The organism is Roseovarius sp., assembly GCF_027019125.1.
Classification (GTDB): Bacteria; Pseudomonadota; Alphaproteobacteria; order Rhodobacterales; family Rhodobacteraceae; genus Roseovarius.
Genome location: NZ_JALUXE010000027.1, coordinates 106,693 through 127,410, shown reverse-complemented (window position 1 = coordinate 127,410; position 20,718 = coordinate 106,693). Strand labels below are relative to the sequence as shown.

The window sequence follows — 20,718 nt, the reverse complement described above, 5'->3', positions numbered from 1 at the left end:
CCGTCTGTCAGCAGGAACTATCCCAGGCGGTTTTTTGTTTTCGGCACCCGCGTTGACCACGTTGAAACAGCACCGATAGGCAAGCCATGAGCGCGATCCAGTCCATGCCCGATCTGATGCGGCTTCTGCACCGCAAGCTGTGGCTGATCCTGCTTGTCGGCGTTGTTGGCTCGGTCCTCTCGGTCATCATCGCCCTCAACCAGCCCAAGGTGTTTCAGGCCACCGCCGTCATCCAGATCGAAAGCCCGCAGGTCGGCCGCGATCTGGCAGGTCAGACGATTGCCACGGACGCCAATCACCGCCTGCAACTGATCGAACAGCGCCTGATGGCGCGCGACAATCTGGTCAAGGTGATCGAGCGGCACGGCCTCTTTGCCAATGTCCCCAAGATGACGCTGGCCGAAAAGGTGCATCAACTGCGGATTTCCGCCCGGATCACCCCCATCACCGTCGGCGTCCCCGGCATGGGCCCGGCAACCACCCCCTCCGGGCTCAGCGTGACCGTAAACCTCAACGACCCGGTCAAGGCCGCCGACGTGGCCAATGATTTCGTGGAAACCGTGATCACCCAGAACCGCGAGCGGCGCATGGAGCTTGTGCGCGAATCCCTCGATTTCTACAGCGCCGAAGAGGCGCGCGTCAGCGCCCGGATTGCCGAAGTCGAAGGCGTGATCGCCGATTTCAAACGCGCCAACGGCGCCTCGCTGCCCTCCAGCATCACGCCCGTGCGCGAGGAATTGCGCACCCTCAATGAAACGCTGCTCGCTCTCGATCAGCAGATCATCACGCTCGAAACCGAATCGACCCGCCAGCGCCAAGAGGTGTTCGCCCGCCAGATCGGCCAGTTGACCGACCAGCGCGCGCTGGTCTCGGCCCGCATCGCGGCGAATGAGGCTGCCTTGGCAGCAGCCCCCCGCGTCGAGCGGGAATTGGGCGCCCTCACCCGCGATCTGACCCAGTTGCAGGACCAGCTCAGCACCATCACCACCAACCGGGTCGAGGCGGAAATGGCCAGCGTGCTTGAATCGCGCCAGCAACAGGAACGGTTCGAGATTCTGGAAACCGCCATTCCGCCCGAGTTTCCGGTCTCCATCAGCCGCAAGAAACTGGCGTTTGCCGGGGCACTGGCCAGTCTTGTCCTGGGATTCGCCCTCGTCATCACGCTCGAGCTTCTCAACCCGGCCATCCGCAGCGCCGCGCAACTGGAAAAAGAGCTTGAGATCACGCCGGTCGTAACCATTCCCGTGGTGCACCTCCGCCATGAACGCCGCAACCGCGCGCTGCGCATCGCCGGAACGGTGCTTGCGGTCCTCCTGGTCGTGCCGCTCGTGCTGCGCCTGGTGCAGGACCGGCTGATGCCGCTGCGCCTCTTGGGCGGCAACTGACCCCGCTCACAGCTTGGATGAAATGACGCCGGTATTGAACCCGCCCATGCGCAACTCGCCAAAGAGGCGCTGATATTCGATCTTGGGGCAACGGTTCATCACCACATCGACCCCCCGCGCCCGCGCCAGTGCCGCAGCCTCCGCATTTTCAACCCCGATCTGCATCCAGACCGTGCGCAGCCCCGGCAGCACCTCCAGCGCCTCTTCCACGATAGGGCCGACATGCTCGGACCTGCGGAAAATGTCGATCATATCGACCGGCCCCACAATATCGCGCAGCCCCGCCACCACCGTTTGACCAAAGAGCCGCTCACCGGCATGGCCCGGATTGACCGGCACCACCTCGTATCTCTTGAGACTGAGGTAACGCGCCACATAGTAACTCGGGCGCACGGGGTTCATCGACACGCCAACCACCGCCACACGCCGGGTGCGGGTCAGGATCTCGCGCAGATGGGAATCGCTATACTCTTCGCTCATGCCCCTATGAACCACGGATAGCGCGCAGAAAAAAGCGCCCAAGTCAAACTTGGGCGCAAGTCGCGGAACGAGGGACAGTGATAAAAGGCATCAATGTTCCGTATCGACGCCTCTGGGACAGATGTAGGTCCGAATCTCAGGATATAAAGGGTTTGTAATATACCTGTGACTGCCCTTGATCGCGCGTCATCGCCGCGGCTTCAGTCGAAAATGTCCTCGACCGCGTCCCAGATCTCTTCCAGCATCCGCCGCCCAAACCCTTTGCGCGGCTTGGATTTCCGCGCGCGCTCAGGGGCTTGCCGCTCGGGCCCATACTCCTGCCGGGGCAGCGTCATGGGCCGCGCCTTGGGCCGCGCGGCGCCCCGTTCGCGCGCGGGCATCGCCTTCATTTCGTGCAGCGGCGCGCCACAGCGCGAACAGGCCAGCTCATGCCGGGCCCGGTCCAGCACCAGAACCGCCCGCGTGCCGCAATATGAACAGGTCGCAATCTTGTGTCCCATGCGCCCCATATCGGTCAGGGACGACAGATTGCCAAGGGCTCAGCGCCAAAATGCCCCAACGCCACGCGGTTCTTAGTAATTCTGCGCCTTGCGGATCTTGGTCATGCGCCCCTCTTCGGCAATCGCCCCCCCGAGCGTCGTCACACCCTTGGCCTGCAAGAGGCCCAGCATCCGCACGAATACCTCGGCCGTGGCCACGGTATCGCCCATCGCGGTATGCCGCGCCTCGGGCGGGATGGTGATCCCGAACCGCTCGCAGAGCGCATCCAGCGTATGCTGACCGCTGTGATCAAAGAGCCCCGCCGACATCAACACGGTGCAAAGCACCGGATTGTCGAACCGCCGCCCGATGACCTTTTCCTTGAGCCGCAAAAACGCCAGATCGAAGGGCGCGTTATGCGCCACCAGCACCGCGCCCTGACAGAAATCGTGAAACCGCCGCCCAGCCTCGACAATATCCGGAGCACCCTGCACCATCTCGTCGCTGATATGATGCACCCGCGTCGAGGCAGGCGGAATCGGGCGGCCCGGATTGACCAGCATGTCAAAGCTCTCGCCGCGCAGAATGCGCCCGTTGACGATCCGCAACCCGGCAATCTGCACGATCTCGTCGCCCCCCCGCGGCGAGAGGCCGGTGGTTTCGGTGTCGAACACCACGAAACTCAGGTCCGACAGGGGACGTTCGGCCAGATCTCCGCCCGCCACCTCTGGCAGGTTGAAATCATAGAACTCGGGCCGCGCATCGCCGGGCTGTAGCGGTGGGGCTGCGGTGGCAAGCGGCAGCACGATCCGGTGCCCCCCGGCCCTTGCCTCGGCCCAGACATCCGTCTGATGCGCGCTCAGCGCATCGCGCCCGGAATAGTCCCCATAGGCGGTGGACAGCGGCGCCTTGAGCCAGCCGGTCAATTGCCCATCCGTCACCGCCTCCCCCTGCCAACTCAGGATCAGCCGCGTTTCGGCCCCGTCCTGCTCGGCGCTCAGGCTGAATCCGTCGCGGCTGCCGTCCTCGGCCAGATGCCCAAGCAACCCGCCCAAGAGCGTGGTCACGGCAAAACCGTCGCAACTCAACATCGCCTCGCTGCGCGCCACGCTCAGCGGCACCCGCGCCTGCACGCTCAACCCGTCGAACACATGCGCCGCCGCAACCGGCGACATCGGCCAGCGCCGCGATTTGACCCCGGCATGCTGCGCGCCCATCTCGCGCAGGCACTCAAAGAGCCGCGCCACCTCGTCCTCGATCCCCTTGCGAAACGTTGCGCGGGTCTCGGGCGGCAGATCATCCGCCGATTGCAACACATCCAGCAGCGCGCCAATGGTGGCCGCCGGTCGGCGCACCCCCTCCAAGAGCGTGTTGAACAGATGATCCTGCTGCGCATGCGCGCTCAGATCCTCGGTCGCGTCCCGGAAAATCAACACATGCCCCGACAATTCCTCATCCGACAGGATCGGGCTGACGCGCCCCAAGAGGAACCGCTTGCCATTCGCAGAGGCCGCAAGGAATGTCTCGGCCCCGATATGGCCGCGTACCCGCGCCTCCTGCATCCGCGACAGCGCGTCCATGATCGGCTCGGGGCGCAGGACATTCGACAGCGGACGATCAAGACCAATCTCGCCCAACAGCTCTTGCGCCATGCGATTATAGAGCATGACGCGGTTGTCCGGCGTGGCCACCACCGCCCCTTCGCCCAGATCGCGAAAGAGCGCCTCAAAGAGCGCCTTCTCGCGCGCAATCCGTGCGGTCTCCCGCTCGACCGCCCGCGCCCGTGCGGCCCGCGCCTCCGACAGCGCCGCGTTGATCGCATTGGCGGCGGGCGCCAGCGTGCTCAGATGCTTGGCCTGCGCCTCGTCGATCTGCAAGTCCACATCGGCCCGCGCCCGCGTCGTCAGGTCCGAGGCCAGCGCCAGAATGGGCTTGGCCACGTTCTCATCGAACAGCAGCCCGATCCAGGCGGCCAAGCCCATCACGCCCAGCGCCGCAACCATGCCACCGATCACATACCCATCCAGCGGCCCGCCCGCCCGCGTGTAACCAAACCACAGCGCGCCCGCGATAACCACGGCGCCCCCCAGCGCAAGCGCGGCAAAGAAGAGCGCAAATCGCAGCCGTAGACCCAAACGCGCCGTCAGGCGCTCAATCATGATCCGCCCCGGCCAGCAACGCCCCGATCTGCGCGGTCAGATCAGCGGTGGCGAAAGGCTTGGTCATAAAGGCATCCGCCCCCACCGCCAGCCCCTTGCGGCGCTCGACCTCGCCCCCCCCTGCGGTCATCATCAGCACCTTGGTCCCCTTGAGGGTGGCATCGGCGCGGATCATCTGGCAAATCTCATAGCCCGACCGCTCGGGCAGCATCACATCCAGCACCACCAGATCAGGCCGATCCTCGGCCATCGCCTCCAGCGCGGCATTGCCCGTGGCCACCCGGCGCAGCCGGTATCCCGCGCGCCCGATCAGATGTTCGAGCGCGAGCGCGATATTGTCCTCGTCTTCAACCAGCAGAACGGTTTTTTCAGGCATGACGGGCCTCCTCTCCCGGTTACCACTGACTTAGCTTTGGCAGAGCGCCGCGATCACCGGGTCCTCCAACCCCACGGCCAGCCACTCGGCCTGTGCCGGATCGGCCAGCGCCGCCTCGCTCACATCGGCGCGCGCCGCCTTGGCGCAATCCACCAGTTGCGGGCGCATCATCGGCGCGGCCCACCGCCCAAAGAGATAAATATCCGCCAACAGGATCTCGGGGGCTGCCGGATTGGTCTGCACCCCGGCGCGGTCCAGCACCATCATCCGCGTGACCTGCGGCACGACATAGGTCCAGGGCCTCCACGGCTTGCTTTCTTCCACCGCGCTGATCACCTCAACACTGTCGGGCAGGGTGCCGAGCGTGCGATCCGCCCAGGTGTATTCCGACCAGACCACATAGCACAGCATCGCGATCCCCGCCGCGAAGGGCGCGGTGTAGCGCGGCAAACGGCCCCGGCTGAGATGCCCAAGGACCAGGGCGATACCGGCTGCGCCGATGCCAACAGCGAAAGTGGCGATCAATTCCAAAAACATAAGTTATCCCGGTGCTCCTCTGGATTGTCCGATGGCGGATTGCATGGTCTTGACCACCATGAACGCATCCCGCAGGTGATTGCGCTCAAGGTCCGACAGATCGGCAGGGGCCATGAAATTGTCCGGGCTGCGCCCGGCGCGGATACGCGCCGCCTGATGCCGCAGGCGCGTTTCCGCGATCAGGTCATAGGCATCCAGCAAATCCCGTGCGCCAGTCTCGGAAATGACGGCGCCCGCCCGCGCGCTCGTGATCCGCTCGCGCGTGCCCGCCACCTCGAGCGATCCCAAGAGCGCATAGATCCGCCCCAGATCAACCACCGGCACCACGCCCGAATGCTTGAGGTCAATCGTGTTCTTGTGCTCGCCCGACCGGATCAGGGCAAAACCGCGCAACAGCCCCAAAGGCACCGTATGCTTGAGAGAATTGGACACCATATGCGCGACAAAGATCGAATTCTTGCGCGCGCTTGCCAGCACCTCGGCCTGCAAATCGTCAAAGAGCGCGGTCTCCCCCGCAATCGCCCGCAGATCGAACATGACCGACGCCAGCATCTGCGCCTCGGTGTCCGGCTGCGCGATCCAGCCCGCGAAATAGCTGCGCCACACCCGGCGCGGCTGTCGCCAGCGCGGATTGGTCGCCATCATGTCGCCAGGGCAATAAAAGAACCCGCAGGTGTTCAGCCCGTCGCTGACAAACTTGGCCAGCGCCGCGAAATAGGCGTCATGCTCGGGCTGGAAACTGTCGTCGAGGATCAGGCAATTGTCCTGATCGCTCACCCCCGTCTGCTCGCGCCGCCCCTGGCTGCCGCAGGCCGCCCAGAGATAGGGCACCGGGGCGGGGCCAAGCTTGACCTCCGCCAGCCGCAACAGACGTCGGGTGATCGCATCGGTAATATCGGTGATCCGCCGCGTGATCGACTGCGGCCGCACCCCGGCCTGCACCAGCTGCACCAACAGCATCGGCACCCGCTCCATGACCTGCGCCATGTCCTCGGGCGCCTCGGCACTGGCAATATCGGCCACCATATGGCTCGCCGTGGCGGCCTGTTGGCGAAAGAGATCGGTCTTGCCGATCATGCCCAGCACCCGCCCCCCCTGCGCCACCGGCAGGTGATTGACCTTGAGGTCCGACAAGAGCATCAGCGCATCAAGGCCCAGCCGCCCAGGCTCGATTGTCACCGGGTCCGGCGTCATCACCTGCGCCACGCTGACATCCCCGCTCAGCCCTTCGGCCAACACCTTGTTGGCCAGATCGCGCACCGTGATGATCCCCGCCAGGCGCGCGCCCTCCATCACCACGACAGAGGAAATCACGTTATCCCGCATCAGCCGCGCCACATCCTTGACCGTGGCCTCTGGCCCGCAGGTGATCGGCGTGGCGGTCATGAGGTCCGACACCTGAAGCGCGGTCAGACCCGTGGCATAGGGGCCGTCGTCGCCCTGCGCCGTCGGCCGCGCCCGCGCGAACCAGCGCGCAATCTCGTCCGACTGCTCCATCAGGTCGAGAAACGCCTCGCGCGGCACGACGATCAACTCGGACGGCGCCGACGCCCGCGCCGTCAAGAGCGCGTTACCATCCCGCAAGAGACCGCGCTCGCCCATGATGTCGCCCGGCCCCCGGTGCGACACCAGGTCGGCATGACCTGTCTCGATATCGAGCCCGCCTGTCTCGACCACGTAAAGCCCGGCCAGCGGCGCGCCCTTCTCGAACAGCACCACCCCCTGCGCCAAGTTCACCCGCGCCAGCTTGGGGGCCAGCGCACTGCGCAACGCATGCGGCAAACCGGAAAACGGCGCATGGCGGGTCAGGCTGTCAATGGGATCGGGTTTGACGTCGCTCATCGGGCGCGGCTCTCCTGGGACTTGGGGGAAAATCACCTAAAAGCACCCGGTTACCGGAATATCGGCGGGCGGTAGGGAAACAGGGGCGGCACACGCCGCCCCTGTCCTTTGAGGTCTCAGTGACCCGTGGCCGCACCGGCACCGCGCGGAATACGCACGCTTTCGACGAGGTCCTGGATCTCCTGCGGCGGTTCTGCCGTCATGCTCGACACGACATAGGCAACAGCAAAGTTCAGCACTGCGCCAATCGGGCCGAAATGGGTCGGCGGAATACCGAAGAGGTACTGATCCGCGGTCAGCATGTTCGTTTCCGGGATGAAGAACCAGCCCAGGTAGAGGAACAGGTAGAGCGTGGTCGAGAGCAGACCGGCCAGCATGCCCGCGGTTGCCCCTGCCGAGTTGATGCGCTTCGAGAAGATGCCCATCATCAGCGTCGGGAAGAGCGAGGCTGCCGCCAGACCAAAGGCCAGTGCCACCACCTGCGCCGCAAAGCCCGGAGGGTTGAGGCCCAGATAGGTCGCCACCACGATCGCCACCGCCATCGAGATACGGGCGGCCAGAAGCTCGCCTTTTTCCGAGATGTTGGGATTGATCGTCGATTTGATCAGGTCGTGGCTCACGGCCGAGGAAATGGCCAGGAGCAGACCAGCCGCCGTCGAAAGGGCCGCCGCGATACCACCTGCGGCGATAAGCGCGATCACCCAACCCGGCAGACCGGCGATTTCGGGGTTGGCCAGCACGAGGATGTCACGGTTGAACGTCACAAGCTCGTTGCCCTGCCAGCCACGCTCGGCCGCAAGTGCGGTCATCGCTTCGGACTTGTCGTTGTAGTACTGGATCTTGCCGTCGCCGTTCTTGTCTTCCACAGCCAGCAGACCGGTGGTCGACCAGGTGCGGAACCAGTCCGGCAGATCGTCCACAGCCACAGCTTCGCCCTGAACGCCATTCGGCCACATGGTGGTCATGATGTTCAGGCGCGCCATTGCCCCCACAGCCGGAGCGGTGAGATACAGCAGCGCAATAAAGACCAGCGCCCAACCTGCCGACCAACGTGCGTCAGACACTTTGGGAACGGTGAAGAAGCGGATGATCACGTGCGGCAGACCGGCGGTGCCGATCATCAGCGACAGGGTGAACAGCGCCATCAGCCACGGGCTCGACCCGGTGGTGTACTGGTTAAAGCCCAGATCGTTCAGCAGACCGTCCAGGGTAACAAGCAGATACTGGCCCGACGCGGTATGCTCGGCGAACAGACCCAACTGCGGCAGAACCTTGCCCGTCAGTTGCAGCGAGATGAAGATCGCCGGAATGGTGTAGGCGATGATCAGAACGCAATACTGTGCCACCTGCGTATAGGTGATGCCCTTCATCCCGCCCAGAACGGCGTAGACGAAAACCACACCAGACGCGATCAGCAGGCCGGTGGTGTTGTCCACTTCGAGGAAGCGCGAGAAGGCCACACCGGCACCCGCCATCTGACCGATCACGTAGGTCACCGACATGGTGATGAGCGCGATCACAGCCACGACGCGGGCCTTGTTGCTGTAAAAACGGTCGCCCACGAACTCGGGCACCGTGAACTTGCCGAACTTGCGCAGATAGGGCGCAAGCAGCATGGCCATCAGCACGTAACCGCCCGTCCAGCCCATGAGGAAGGTCGAGTTGTTGTAGCCGACAAAGGCGATAAGGCCTGCCATCGAGATGAACGAAGCCGCCGACATCCAGTCCGCCGCCGTGGCCATCCCGTTGACGACCGGGTTCACGCCGCGTCCAGCCGCGTAGAATTCCGCCGTCGATCCCGCCTTGGCCCAGATTGCGATCCCGAAATAGAGCGCAAAGCTGAGACCCACGACGATGATATTGAGTGTTGTTTGATCCATTGTCCCTCCCCCTACTTATTCTTCACCGACGCCATGTTCGGCATCGAGCTTGTTCATCCGCCAGGCGTAGAAGAAGATCAAAATCAGAAAGACGATGATCGACCCTTGCTGCGCGAACCAGAACCCGAGGTCGGTGCCGCCAATGGCGATCCCCGACAGCATCGGCCGCAGCAGAATGCCAAAGCCAAACGAGGCGAAGAACCAGATCACCAGGCTCCATGTGATGAGACGCAGATTGGCCTTCCAATAAGCGTTCGCTCTTTCTTTATCGGACAAAGCGTGCCCTCCCTTTTGTAACGACGTCCTCCAGACCGCGCCGGGACCATCCCGGCACGGGCACTCCTTTACGCGACCGCCTTGGCGACGATGGCGTTCAGCTCTCTTGCGACGGCCTCGATCTCGGCCATCGCATCGACGCGGGCCAGAACGCCGCGCGATTCGTAATAGGAAATCAGCGGCGCGGTCTGCGCGTGATAGGCGCGCAGCCGCTGTTCCACCGTCTCCGCATTGTCATCGGCGCGCCGCTTCATCTCGGTGCCGCCGCATTTGTCACAGGTGCCCTCAACGGCGGGCACCTTGAAGCTGTCGTGATAGCCTTCACCGCAGCCGCCGCAGGTGTAGCGGCCCGAAATCCGCGTCACCATCGCGGCGTCATCCACCTCCAGGCTGATCGCCGCCCGGATACCCTGCCCGATTTCGCCCAAGAGACCGTCGAGCGCCTCGGCCTGCACCGTGGTGCGCGGGAACCCGTCCAGTATCACACCCTTGGCACAGTCCGGCTCGGCCAGTCGGTCGCGCAGAATGGCGATGACGATCTCGTCGGACACCAGGTCGCCCGCTTCCATAACCGCCTTGGCCGCACGACCCGCCTCGGTGCCCGCCGCCACAGCGGCGCGCAAGAGGTCCCCGGTCGAGAGTTGCACCAGACCGAATTGCTCCTCCAGCATGCGCGCCTGTGTGCCCTTGCCTGCACCCGGCGGCCCCAGGAGGACCAGATTTGCGGCGTTGCGGGGCGTGTCGCTTCCGTCCATCACGCTCATCCCCCTCAGGCTTTGGCGCGGTTGGCAATCAGCTCGTCCACCACCGACGGATCGGCCAGCGTCGAGGTATCACCAAGGCTGTCAAAGTCATTCTCGGCGATCTTGCGCAGGATACGGCGCATGATCTTGCCCGAGCGGGTTTTCGGCAGGCCCGGCGCCCATTGGATCACGTCCGGCTTGGCAATCGGCCCGATTTCCTGACGCACCCAGTTGCCCAGCTCCGTGCGCAGCGCCTCGGTCGGCTCCACCCCGTCCATCAGCGTGACATAGCAATAGATGCCCTGCCCCTTGATGTCATGCGGATAGCCCACGACGGCGGCTTCGCTCACGGTGGCATGGGCGACCAGCGCCGATTCCACCTCGGCGGTGCCCATCCGGTGCCCCGAGACGTTGATCACGTCATCCACGCGGCCCGTGATCCAGTAATCGCCATCCTCGTCGCGGCGGCATCCGTCACCCGAGAAATAATAGCCTTTGAACATCTCGAAATAGGTCGAGACAAACCGGCTGTGATCGCCCCAGACGGTGCGCATCTGCCCCGGCCAGCTGTCCTTGAGCGCCAGAACACCCTCGGTCGCCCCCTCCAGCTCGTTGCCCTTTTCATCCAGCACCACGGGCTGCACACCAAAGAACGGCTTGGTGGCCGAACCGGGTTTGGGGGTCTCGACGACACCGGGCAGCGGCGTGATCAATACGCCGCCCGTCTCGGTCTGCCACCAGGTATCGACGATCGGGCATTTGCCCTTGCCGACATTCTCGTTGTACCAGTTCCACGCCTCGGGGTTGATCGGCTCGCCGACCGAACCCAGGATACGCAGGCTGCTCAGGTCGCTGCCCTCGACCGGCCCGGTGCCCTTGCCCATCAGCGCGCGAATGGCGGTGGGGGCGGTGTAGAACTGCGTGACCTTGTGACGCTCGCACACCTGCCAGAACCGGCCGGCATCCGGATAGGTCGGCACGCCCTCAAACATCAGCGTGGTCGCGCCATTGGCCAGCGGTCCGTAAACGATATAGCTATGGCCCGTGACCCAGCCCACATCGGCGGTGCACCAGTAAATGTCACCCTCGTGATAGTCGAAGATGTACTCATGCGTCATCGACGCATAGGTCAGATAGCCGCCGGTGGTGTGAACCACGCCCTTGGGCATGCCGGTCGAGCCCGAGGTATAGAGAATGAACAGCGGGTCCTCCGCGTTCATTTCCTCGGGCGCGCAATCGGCGCTGACCTTCTCGGCCTCTTCATGCCACCAGAAATCCAGATCACGGCGCCACGCCACCTGATCGCCGGTGCGCCGCACCACAAGGCATTTCACATCCGACGTGTCATGCAACAGCGCCTGGTTCACATTGTCCTTGAGCTTGGTCTTGCGGCCCCCACGCGGCGCGTGGTCGGCGGTGATCACCACCTTGGCGTCACACCCGTTGATCCGCGCGCCCAGCGCATCCGGGCTGAACCCGGCGAAAACGATCGAATGAATGGCCCCGATCCGCGCGCAGGCCAGCATCGCATAGGCGGCCTCGGGGATCATCGGCAGATAGATCACGACACGGTCGCCCTTGGCCACGCCCATGGACTTGAGCACATTGGCCATCTTGCAGGTCTGCGCGTGCAGTTCCTTGTAGGTGATGTGCTGCGGCTCATCATTGGGATCATCCGCTTCCCAGATGATCGCGGTCTGATCGCCGCGCTTGGCCAGATGCCGGTCGATGCAGTTGGCGGACACGTTCAGCGTGCCATCCTCGAACCACTTGATCGACACATTGTCATATTCAAACGAGGTGTTCTTCACCTTGGTGTAGGGCTTGATCCAGTCCAGCCGCTTGCCATGCTCACCCCAAAAGGCTTCGGGGTTGCTGATCGAATCGGCATACATCCGCTCATACTTGGCCGCATCAATGTGAAAACCGGCCTTTTTTGCACCTGCGGTTGCGTTTGCGTCGCTCATGACTTGAAATCCTCCATCCCAGCGACCACCTGCTCCTCGTGACAGGCACTGTCGCATTCCTTGGCATACCCTAGCCGAAAATGCGCAGAAATTAACAAAATCCTGACAAACGCCCATAAGATCAGTGAATTTCTTGCATTGAAGAGGGTGAAACTTTGTAAATAAATTTTCACGCGCTGTTTTTCTGGCCTTTAGCCCCTCCTGAAACGACCTATGTGCTGAAAATTGCGACATGCCCCTTCGCGAAACCCCCATGCGCCCGACGGGTGCGGCACTATGACCCGCGCCCGAATCGCGTGACGCAGCGTCACGAATCGCAAAATCGATTCGCGCACGCCCCGCACCCGCTCTACCCAGACGGGTCCGCGCGCGGCATCCGCTTTGGGGCTTGAACCCGCCGCCAAAGAGAACAAATGTGGACATTGATCCATCGGAGCGCCCCATGCCCTACGCCCATTCCGACAAGACCCCGGCCGTGCTCAGCCATCCCGCGCCGGATGTGAAATCCCGCCCCAAGCTCGAGGGCGGCAAGCGCTTTGTGCTGGCTTCGGAATTCGAACCGGCGGGCGATCAGCCCACCGCCATCGCCGAACTGTCCCAAGGCATTGTCGAGGGAGAGCGCAATCAGGTGCTCTTGGGCGCCACCGGAACCGGCAAGACCTTCACCATGGCCAAGATCATCGAGGAAACACAGCGCCCCGCCATCATCCTCGCTCCCAACAAGACGCTGGCCGCGCAGCTTTACGGGGAATTCAAGGGATTTTTCCCCGAGAACGCCGTCGAGTATTTCGTCAGCTATTACGACTACTACCAACCCGAAGCCTATGTGCCGCGCTCGGACACCTATATCGAGAAGGAATCCCAGATCAACGAACAGATCGACCGGATGCGCCACTCCGCCACCCGCGCGCTTCTGGAACGCGACGACGTGATCATCGTGGCCTCTGTGTCCTGCATCTACGGTATCGGCTCGGTCGAAACCTACGGGGCCATGACCCAGGACCTGACCGTCGGCGCGCAATACGACCAGCGCGCCATCATGGCCGACCTCGTGGCGCAACAATACCGGCGCAACGATCAGGCCTTTCAGCGCGGCTCGTTCCGCGTGCGCGGCGACAGTCTGGAAATCTTCCCCGCCCACTTGGAGGACCGCGCGTGGCGCCTGTCCTTCTTTGGCGAAGAGCTTGAGGCGATCACCGAATTCGACCCGCTGACCGGCGAGAAAACCGACACGTTCGAGAAAATCCGCGTCTACGCCAATTCGCATTACGTGACACCCAAACCCACGATGCAGCAGGCCATCATCGGCATCAAACGCGAATTGCGCACGCGCCTTGATCAGCTGGTCAACGAAGGCAAACTGCTCGAGGCGCAGCGGCTTGAGCAGCGCACGAACTTTGATCTCGAAATGCTCGAAGCCACCGGAGTCTGCAACGGGATCGAGAATTATTCCCGCTATCTCACGGGCCGCGCCCCCGGCGAGCCGCCCCCCACGCTCTTTGAATTCATCCCCGACAATGCCATCGTCTTTGCCGATGAATCCCACGTCTCGGTGCCCCAGATCGGCGGCATGTACAAAGGCGACTACCGGCGCAAGTTCACGCTGGCCGAACACGGCTTTCGCCTGCCCTCCTGCATGGACAACCGCCCTCTCAAGTTCGAGGAATGGGACGCCATGCGCCCGCAATCTGTCTTTGTCTCCGCCACCCCCGCGGCGTGGGAGATGGAGCAAACGGGCGGCGTCTTTACCGAACAGGTGATCCGCCCCACCGGCCTTCTTGATCCTCAGGTCGAAATCCGGCCCGTGGAAACCCAGGTCGATGACCTCCTGGACGAGGTGCGCCGCGTGGCCGCCGATGGCTACCGGGTGCTTGTCACGACGCTGACGAAACGCATGGCCGAGGATCTGACCGAATACATGCACGAACAGGGCATCCGTGTCCGCTACATGCACTCCGACATCGACACGATCGAACGGATCGAGATCCTGCGCGACCTGCGCTTGGGGGCCTTTGACGTGCTCATCGGCATCAACCTGCTGCGCGAGGGGTTGGATATTCCCGAATGCGGGCTTGTCGCCATTCTGGATGCCGACAAGGAGGGCTTTCTGCGCTCGGAAACATCCCTGATCCAGACCATCGGCCGCGCCGCCCGCAACGCCGAGGGCCGGGTGATCATGTATGCCGACCGCATCACCGGCTCGATGGAACGCGCTCTGGCCGAGACGAACCGCCGCCGCGACAAGCAGATCGCCTATAATGAGGCGCATGGCATCACCCCCGCCACGGTGCGCAAGAATGTCGAGGATATTCTGGCCGGGCTCTACAAGGGCGATGTCGATATGGCCCGCGTGACCGCGACGGTCGACAAACCGCTGGCGGGCTCCAATCTCGCCGCCGTGCTCGACGGGCTGCGCGCCGACATGCGTAAAGCCGCCGAGAACCTCGAATTCGAAGAGGCCGCCCGCCTGCGCGACGAGGTCAAGCGGCTGGAGGCCGTGGATCTCGCAATCTCAGACGACCCGCTCGCCCGCCAGTCCGCCGTCGAGGCCGCCAGCGCCGAGGCCGTCAAAGGACGGGGACGCTCCACCGCGGGCAGACCGGGGCAGCGCGGCGGCAATGTGAAGCGGCGGGGGCGGTAGGGTCCGCAGTCATTGCGCACCAGCCTTAACGCCGCCTTAACCCCTCGTCCGGCATGATCACAGCATGCAAAACCGCAACTCTCCCCTCTCGCCCGAGGTCTGGCTACATGACCTCTTCGCGTCGAAATCGGTGCAGGAAGGGGCCGTGATCCGGCGCAAGGCCCGCGACATCGAACGTTTTGCGGGCATGGCGAATTTCCTGCGTGAAATTGACCGGCGGGGCTATCAGGCCGTTGAGAACTCCGGCCAGATCGTGATTTTCTGCAACCGCGCCCCGATCCGCTGGCTCACCGCCTCAAACCCGATTTCTTCAAAAGAAATCGGACAGAAATCTTTTCAAGATTTCGGCACCCGCACTCCGGGCTGAACCACGCACATCCCCCCTTGCCTTCCAGCAGGGGGAAGCTCCTATTTCCCTATTGCGACAACAACCGAGGATACCCCCATGCGCCTTGCCCCCCTGACCGCCACGCTTCTGGCCCTCACCCTCTCGCCCGCCCTCGCCGAGAACCATGACCATAGCGGTCATTCCGCCCACATGTCCCACGACCTGCCCGCCTCGACTCGCGCCTATATGGAGGCGGCGTCCGAAATGCATGGCGGGATGGACATGGACTATACCGGCGACGCGGACATAGATTTCCTGCGCGGCATGATCCCGCATCACGAGGGCGCGGTCGCCATGGCGCGGATCGTGCTGGAGCATGGCAAGGACCCGGAGGTCCGCAAATTGGCCGAGGCCGTGATCGCCGCGCAAGAGGCGGAAATCACCTGGATGCGCGCACGCCTCAAGGACCTGGGCTATTGAAATGGGGGGCTGTCAAAGCCCCCCTTATCCCGTCTGGCGCAGGGCGTACGAAATCCGCGTACAGCGCGTGCCAACCTTACATAAGGTCGCTGCGGATCAGAGCTGTTCCATCACCGCGTCCGAGGCCTCGAAATTGGTGGTGACGCGCTGCACGTCGTCATCATCCTCGAGCGCCTCGATCAGCTTCATCAGCTTCTGCATGCTCTCAAGGTCCATCTCGGTCGTCGTGGTGGGCTTCCACACCAGCTTGGTCGATGTGCTCTCGCCCAAGGCCGCCTCCAGCGCCGTCGCAACCTCACTCAAATCCGTGTCGGCACACCAGATGGTGTGGCCCTCGTCCCCGGACTCCACATCCTCTGCCCCGGCTTCCAGCGCGGCCATCAGCACCGTGTCCGCATCGCCCACGCTCGCCGGATAGGTAACCTCGCCCTTGCGCTCAAACATGAAACCGACGCTGCCGGTCTCGCCCAGATTGCCGCCGTTCTTGGTAAAGGTCGAACGCACGTTCGATGCGGTGCGATTGCGGTTGTCGGTCATCGCCTCGACGATGATCGCAACCCCGTTGGGACCGTACCCTTCATAGCGGATTTCTTCATAATCCTCCGCATCGCCCCCCATCGCTTTCTTGATGGCGCGTTCGATATTGTCCTTGGGCATGGATTGCGCCTTGGCTTCCTTGATGGCCAGACGCAGGCGCGGGTTCTTGTCCGGATCAGGGTCGCCCATCTTGGCCGCGACCGTTATCTCTTTGGAAAACTTGGAAAAAAGTTTCGCCCGCACGGCATCTTGGCGCCCTTTGCGGTGTTGAATGTTTGCCCATTTGGAATGGCCGGCCATGGTGCCTTCTCCTGCATATCCGGGAATCTGCCGCCTTTTATACGCTTGCCGCACCTAGGGCAACGCCCCGCCCGGCCCCGCTGTCGTTTGATTTATGTCAAGTTTTTTGGACACTTTAAAATGTAATCTAAACCGATACACAGGGAGTCCCGCCATGCGCATCGTCTTGATCCATCCCAATTATCACTCTGGCGGGGCCGAAATCGCCGGAAGCTGGCCACCGGCTTGGGTGGCCTATCTGGCGGGCCACCTGCGCGATGCGGGCTATACCGATGTCACCTTTATCGACGCCATGACCAACAATCTCGATGATGACGCCCTGCGCGACCGCCTGCGCGATCTCAACCCAGATGTTGTGGGCGTCACCGCCATCACCCCCTCGATCTATGTTGCGGAGACTATCCTCAAACGCGCGCAAGAGGTGGTGCCCGGCGCGCTGCGGGTTCTGGGCGGCGTGCATGCAACCTTCATGTACAAGCAGGTCCTGTCCGAGGCACCCTGGGTCGATGTCATCGTGCGCGGCGAAGGCGAGGAAATATTCCTCAACCTGATCCGCGCCGCCGACACCGGTGAATGGCTCGAAAAGCGTAAATCCATCAAAGGCTTGGCCTATATCGACGGGGAAACCATCACCGCCACGCCCGCAGCATCGACCGTCAAGGACCTCGACGCCATCAACCCCGACTGGTCGCTCCTGGAATGGGAGAAATACATCTACGTCCCCTTGGGCAAGCGCGTGGCCATCCCCAACATGGCGCGCGGCTGCCCGTTCACCTGCTCTTTCTGTAGCCAGTGGAAATTCTGGCGCGACTACCGCGTGCGCGATCCCAAGAAGGTGGTGGATGAAATCGAAACCCTCGTCAACGACCACGGCGTCGGCTTCTTCATCCTCGCGGACGAGGAACCCACTATAAACAAAAAGAAATTCGTGCAGTTTTGCGAGGAACTGATCGCCCGCGACCTGCCGCGCCGCGTGCAATGGGGCATCAACACCCGCGTCACCGACATCTACCGCGACCGCGACCTGCTGAAATTCTATCGCAAGGCGGGCCTCGTGCATGTCAGTCTCGGCACCGAGGCAGCGGCCCAACTCAAGCTCGATCAGTTCAACAAGGAAACCACCGTCGCCCAGAACAAGGAGGCGATCCAGCTTCTGCGCGAGGCGGATATCTTCACCGAGGCACAGTTCATCGTCGGTCTCGACAACGAGACCCCCGAAACACTGGAAGAAACCTTTCAGATGGCCTGGGACTGGCAGCCGGACCTCGCCAATTGGTCGATGTATACGCCCTGGCCCTTCACGCCACTCTTTCAAGAGCTCCGAGATCAAGTCGAAGTCTATGATTTCTCGAAGTATAACTTTGTCACGCCGATCATGAAGCCTGCCAGCATGACGCGCGGAGAACTGCTTGACGGGGTGATGAAAAACTACCGCCGTTTCTACATGCGCAAGGCGCTGTTTCACTATCCGTGGCGCGGCACCGGCTATCGGCGGCGTTACCTCTTGGGCTGTCTCAAGGCATTTCTCAAGGCGGGCGTCAGCCGCACCTTCTATGATCTGGGCAAGGCCGGATATTGGGGGCCACAAACAAAAAACAGCGTTCATTTCGATTTCGACGCAACCCGCACCATCGCAGAGGCACAGATGGAGGATTGGGAGGCCAGCGCCGACCGTGCCGCCCGCGCGGCGGAACGCCGCGAGGCCGTGCGCGCCCAGATGAAGGACCGCGCCAACGACCGCAACGCAGGCTTCAAGATGCCCAATGGGGCCAAAGTCCGCGCCTGTGGCGGCAGCACGCAGCAGATGGATGCCTGACGGCAGCCGCATAGCCGCCCGCGTTGGCCCCAACGCGGTGCTGCAACTGGCCCCGGCGATGGACCGTGTGACCGGCGAGCCGACGCGCCGCACGCTCTTTGCGCCCCTGGGGTTTGATCCTCTGCCCGATCCGAGCACGATGATCGACGAGGCGCGCGTCACGGCGCTGCACAGCGCGCTGCGCAGGCAACATTCTGAAAATGCGCGTGAAATCTTTGTCGCCGCGGGTCAGGGCACAGGCGATTATATCCTCGCGCATCGCATTCCACACGCGGCACAAACCCTGCTGCGTGCCCTGCCCGCGCGGGTCGCAGCGCCGATCCTGACACGTGCCATCCTGGCTCATGGTTGGACATTCTGCGGCACGGGCGCTTTGACTGCCAAATCCGGCCCTCCCGTGATCTTTATCCTGTCCGACAATCCGATCATTCGCGGCGAGCTTGCTCCGGCGCCCCTCTGTCATTGGCACGCCGCGGTGTTCGAGCGCCTCTTTTCCCGGCTCGTCCACCCGCGCGCGCATGCAATCGAGAGGGCGTGCTGCGCCGCCGGGGCCGCGGCCTGCCGGTTCGAAATCGACTGGCGGAACTAGTCTCAGAGCGGCCAGAGCAGCGGGATCAGAGCGCTCGCCAACAGACCGATGCTCAGGTTAAGCGGAATACCTACCCGCAGAAAATCGGTGAACTTGTACCCGCCGGGGCCATACACGAGCGTGTTGGTCTGATAGCCGATGGGCGTGGCAAAGCTCGCGCTTGCTGACACCATCACCGCCACCACCAGCGGTCGCGCGTCGATGCCCATGGCATCCGCCAAGCCGATGGCAATCGGCGTGACCACCACGGCAACGGCGTTGTTGCTGATAAGTTCTGTCAGGAGCGAGGTTATGAGGTAGATCGCCCAGACCACCACGAACCCCGGCAAAACCGACAGGGCAGGCGCAATCCCGCCCACCATCAACTCGACCGCGCCCGAGGTCTGCAAGGCAGCACCGATCGCCAGCATGGCAAAGATCAGCGCCAGCAACTGTCCGTCGACAAAGGAAAATGCCTCGTCTGCATCAATGCAGCGCGCCAGGAGCACCATCGCTACCGCGATTACCGCAAGCGCCAGAATGGGGGCCACGCCGAGCGCTGCAAGCACCACGATCCCGGCAAGCGCCATGACCGCCAGCGGCGCATGCCCACGGCGAAAGGCCCGTGCCGAGGGGTGAGAGACATCGACCATCTCCATCTCGCGCGAGAGGCGCTGAATATCTTCGGGGGCCCCCTCCAGCAGCAGAGTGTCACCCACCCGCACCACCAGCTCGTCCAGTTGCCGCCCGATGTTCTGGTTGCGACGATGCACGGCCAACGGATAGACACCGTAGCGCCGCCGCAATCGCAGCGCGCCCAACGACCGGCCTACCATCTTGCAGCCCGGCGTGATCAGCACCTCGACCGTTGTCGTCTCGACCGCCGAGACCTGATCGACCCGCTTGAGGCTCTTGTTGCGTTGCAGGCTGAGCAACTCGGTCATCTGCGTCCGCAGAACCACCCGGTCGCCAACCTGCAAGGTGACATCCGCCAGATTGCGCCGCAGCGATTGATCGCCCCGGATCACATCGATCAACCGCACCCCTTCCCGCTTGAAGAGCTGCACGCCGGTCACGTCGCGACCAATCAGGTTGCTCTCGGGTGGAATGACCGCCTCGGTAAAAAATTTCATCTTGGAGCGGTCCGACAAGAGGTCCGCCATGCTGTCACGCGCGGGCAACAAGAACGGGCCGAAAAATCGCAGGTAGAGCGCCCCCCAGATCACCAAGATGATACCAAGCGGCGTCACCTCAAAGATCGTGAATGGCGCCATGCCCGCCGAACGCGCCACGCCATCAACCAAGAGATTGGTAGATGTGCCGATCAGCGTCGTGGTGCCCCCAAGGATCGCCGCATAACTCAGCGGAATCAGCAGTTTGGAGGCAGGAATCTTGAGCGTCCGCGCCAGTTGCACGAACACGGGGATCATCACGACGACCACCGGCGTATTGTTCATGAAGGCAGACCCGATCACAACCGAAAGGAGCAGCATCGCAATCGCAACGCGCGGATTATGCTTGGCCTGCTGGTCGGCCAGCGTTGTAAAGGCGTCAAGCGCACCAGTGCGGACCAAGGCCCCCATCACGATGAACATCGCGGCGATGGTCCAGGGCGCCGGGTTGGAAAAGACTTCCAGCGCGGCGCCATAGGGCAGCACGCCAAGCCCAAGCAACACCGCCACACCCGCAATCGCGACCACCTCGGTCGGATAGATTTCACGCACGAAAAGTACGAACATCGCCGCCACGACCAGAAGGGTCAGCAGCGCCTGACCAGTCTGGGATACCCCGAGCATCTCAATCACGTAAGCACACCCTTTCATGGCCCCGCGCCAGTTTCCCCGATCCGTCAAGGAGCAGCAAGCACCATGTGCCCCACTCCCGCAAAGAAGGGAAAGGATGCGCCGCGCCAACCGGCTGTCG

18 protein-coding genes are annotated in these 20,718 nt (G+C 63.0%); 6 read left to right on the top strand and 12 right to left on the bottom strand.

Going from position 1 to position 20,718, the window contains the following annotated elements; genetic code table 11:
• Positions 1 to 86 precede the first annotated feature (86 nt).
• Entirely contained in the window at positions 87 to 1,385 is a 1,299-nt protein-coding gene (locus tag MVC20_RS08835) for a Wzz/FepE/Etk N-terminal domain-containing protein (RefSeq protein ID WP_297540463.1), read from the top strand.
• Between the two features lie 6 nt (positions 1,386 to 1,391).
• On the opposite strand, the gene MVC20_RS08830 is transcribed toward MVC20_RS08835, so the two are convergent.
• From MVC20_RS08830 to acs, 10 genes are all read right to left on the bottom strand, one after another.
• A complete protein-coding gene (locus MVC20_RS08830; RefSeq protein WP_297540461.1) occupies positions 1,392 to 1,865 on the bottom strand; it encodes a CoA-binding protein in 474 nt (157 codons plus the stop codon).
• Positions 1,866 to 2,065: 200 nt separating this feature from the next.
• The gene (locus tag MVC20_RS08825; RefSeq protein WP_297540459.1) at positions 2,066 to 2,365 is read right to left on the bottom strand and encodes a hypothetical protein; all 300 of its coding nucleotides are present in this window, start codon (positions 2,363 to 2,365) and stop codon (positions 2,066 to 2,068) included.
• A gap of 72 nt (positions 2,366 to 2,437) precedes the next feature.
• Positions 2,438 to 4,504, bottom strand: a complete 2,067-nt coding sequence (locus MVC20_RS08820; RefSeq protein WP_297540457.1) for an exonuclease domain-containing protein — start codon at positions 4,502 to 4,504, stop codon at positions 2,438 to 2,440.
• Complete coding sequence (locus MVC20_RS08815) at positions 4,497 to 4,880, bottom strand: response regulator (RefSeq protein WP_297540455.1); 384 nt, start codon at positions 4,878 to 4,880, stop codon at positions 4,497 to 4,499. The genes MVC20_RS08820 and MVC20_RS08815 overlap by 8 nt, the downstream gene beginning before the upstream one ends.
• A 30-nt stretch (positions 4,881 to 4,910) precedes the next feature.
• Positions 4,911 to 5,417: a hypothetical protein gene (locus MVC20_RS08810; RefSeq protein WP_297540454.1), complete on the bottom strand. Its 507-nt coding sequence runs from the start codon at positions 5,415 to 5,417 to the stop codon at positions 4,911 to 4,913.
• A gap of 3 nt (positions 5,418 to 5,420) precedes the next feature.
• Entirely contained in the window at positions 5,421 to 7,259 is a 1,839-nt protein-coding gene (locus tag MVC20_RS08805) for a DUF294 nucleotidyltransferase-like domain-containing protein (RefSeq protein WP_297540452.1), read from the bottom strand.
• A 116-nt stretch (positions 7,260 to 7,375) separates the two neighbouring features.
• Entirely contained in the window at positions 7,376 to 9,139 is a 1,764-nt protein-coding gene (locus MVC20_RS08800; protein ID WP_297540450.1) for a sodium:solute symporter family protein, read from the bottom strand.
• Between the two features lie 15 nt (positions 9,140 to 9,154).
• On the bottom strand, positions 9,155 to 9,415 hold the full coding sequence (locus tag MVC20_RS08795) for a DUF4212 domain-containing protein (protein ID WP_297540449.1): 261 nt from the start codon (positions 9,413 to 9,415) through the stop codon (positions 9,155 to 9,157).
• 68 nt (positions 9,416 to 9,483) lie between these two features.
• A complete protein-coding gene (locus MVC20_RS08790) occupies positions 9,484 to 10,170 on the bottom strand; it encodes an adenylate kinase (RefSeq protein WP_297540447.1) in 687 nt (228 codons plus the stop codon).
• Between the two features lie 14 nt (positions 10,171 to 10,184).
• Positions 10,185 to 12,125: an acetate--CoA ligase gene (gene acs / locus MVC20_RS08785; protein WP_297540445.1), complete on the bottom strand. Its 1,941-nt coding sequence runs from the start codon at positions 12,123 to 12,125 to the stop codon at positions 10,185 to 10,187.
• Positions 12,126 to 12,567: 442 nt separating this feature from the next.
• Between acs and uvrB the strand changes: the two genes are divergently transcribed.
• From uvrB to MVC20_RS08770, 3 genes are all read left to right on the top strand, one after another.
• Complete coding sequence (gene uvrB, locus MVC20_RS08780; protein ID WP_297541426.1) at positions 12,568 to 14,766, top strand: excinuclease ABC subunit UvrB; 2,199 nt, start codon at positions 12,568 to 12,570, stop codon at positions 14,764 to 14,766.
• Between the two features lie 145 nt (positions 14,767 to 14,911).
• Positions 14,912 to 15,133, top strand: coding sequence for a hypothetical protein (locus MVC20_RS18930; protein WP_363320742.1), 222 nt, complete (start codon positions 14,912 to 14,914; stop codon positions 15,131 to 15,133).
• 78 nt (positions 15,134 to 15,211) lie between these two features.
• Positions 15,212 to 15,574 (top strand): DUF305 domain-containing protein, encoded by a 363-nt coding sequence (locus tag MVC20_RS08770; protein WP_297540443.1) that lies wholly within the window; start codon positions 15,212 to 15,214, stop codon positions 15,572 to 15,574.
• A 96-nt stretch (positions 15,575 to 15,670) separates the two neighbouring features.
• Here MVC20_RS08770 and MVC20_RS08765 read toward each other — a convergent pair whose 3' ends face one another.
• Positions 15,671 to 16,411, bottom strand: coding sequence for a YebC/PmpR family DNA-binding transcriptional regulator (locus MVC20_RS08765; RefSeq protein WP_297540441.1), 741 nt, complete (start codon positions 16,409 to 16,411; stop codon positions 15,671 to 15,673).
• A gap of 154 nt (positions 16,412 to 16,565) precedes the next feature.
• Here MVC20_RS08765 and bchE point away from each other — a divergent pair, with 154 nt between their 5' ends.
• Together bchE and bchJ are read left to right on the top strand one after the other, a co-directional pair.
• Positions 16,566 to 18,227 (top strand): magnesium-protoporphyrin IX monomethyl ester anaerobic oxidative cyclase, encoded by a 1,662-nt coding sequence (gene bchE / locus MVC20_RS08760; protein WP_297540439.1) that lies wholly within the window; start codon positions 16,566 to 16,568, stop codon positions 18,225 to 18,227.
• Entirely contained in the window at positions 18,220 to 18,816 is a 597-nt protein-coding gene (gene bchJ / locus MVC20_RS08755; protein ID WP_297540438.1) for a bacteriochlorophyll 4-vinyl reductase, read from the top strand. The genes bchE and bchJ overlap by 8 nt, the downstream gene beginning before the upstream one ends.
• 2 nt (positions 18,817 to 18,818) lie before the next feature.
• On the opposite strand, the gene MVC20_RS08750 is transcribed toward bchJ, so the two are convergent.
• Entirely contained in the window at positions 18,819 to 20,591 is a 1,773-nt protein-coding gene (locus MVC20_RS08750) for an SLC13 family permease (RefSeq protein ID WP_297541424.1), read from the bottom strand.
• Positions 20,592 to 20,718 lie beyond the last annotated feature (127 nt).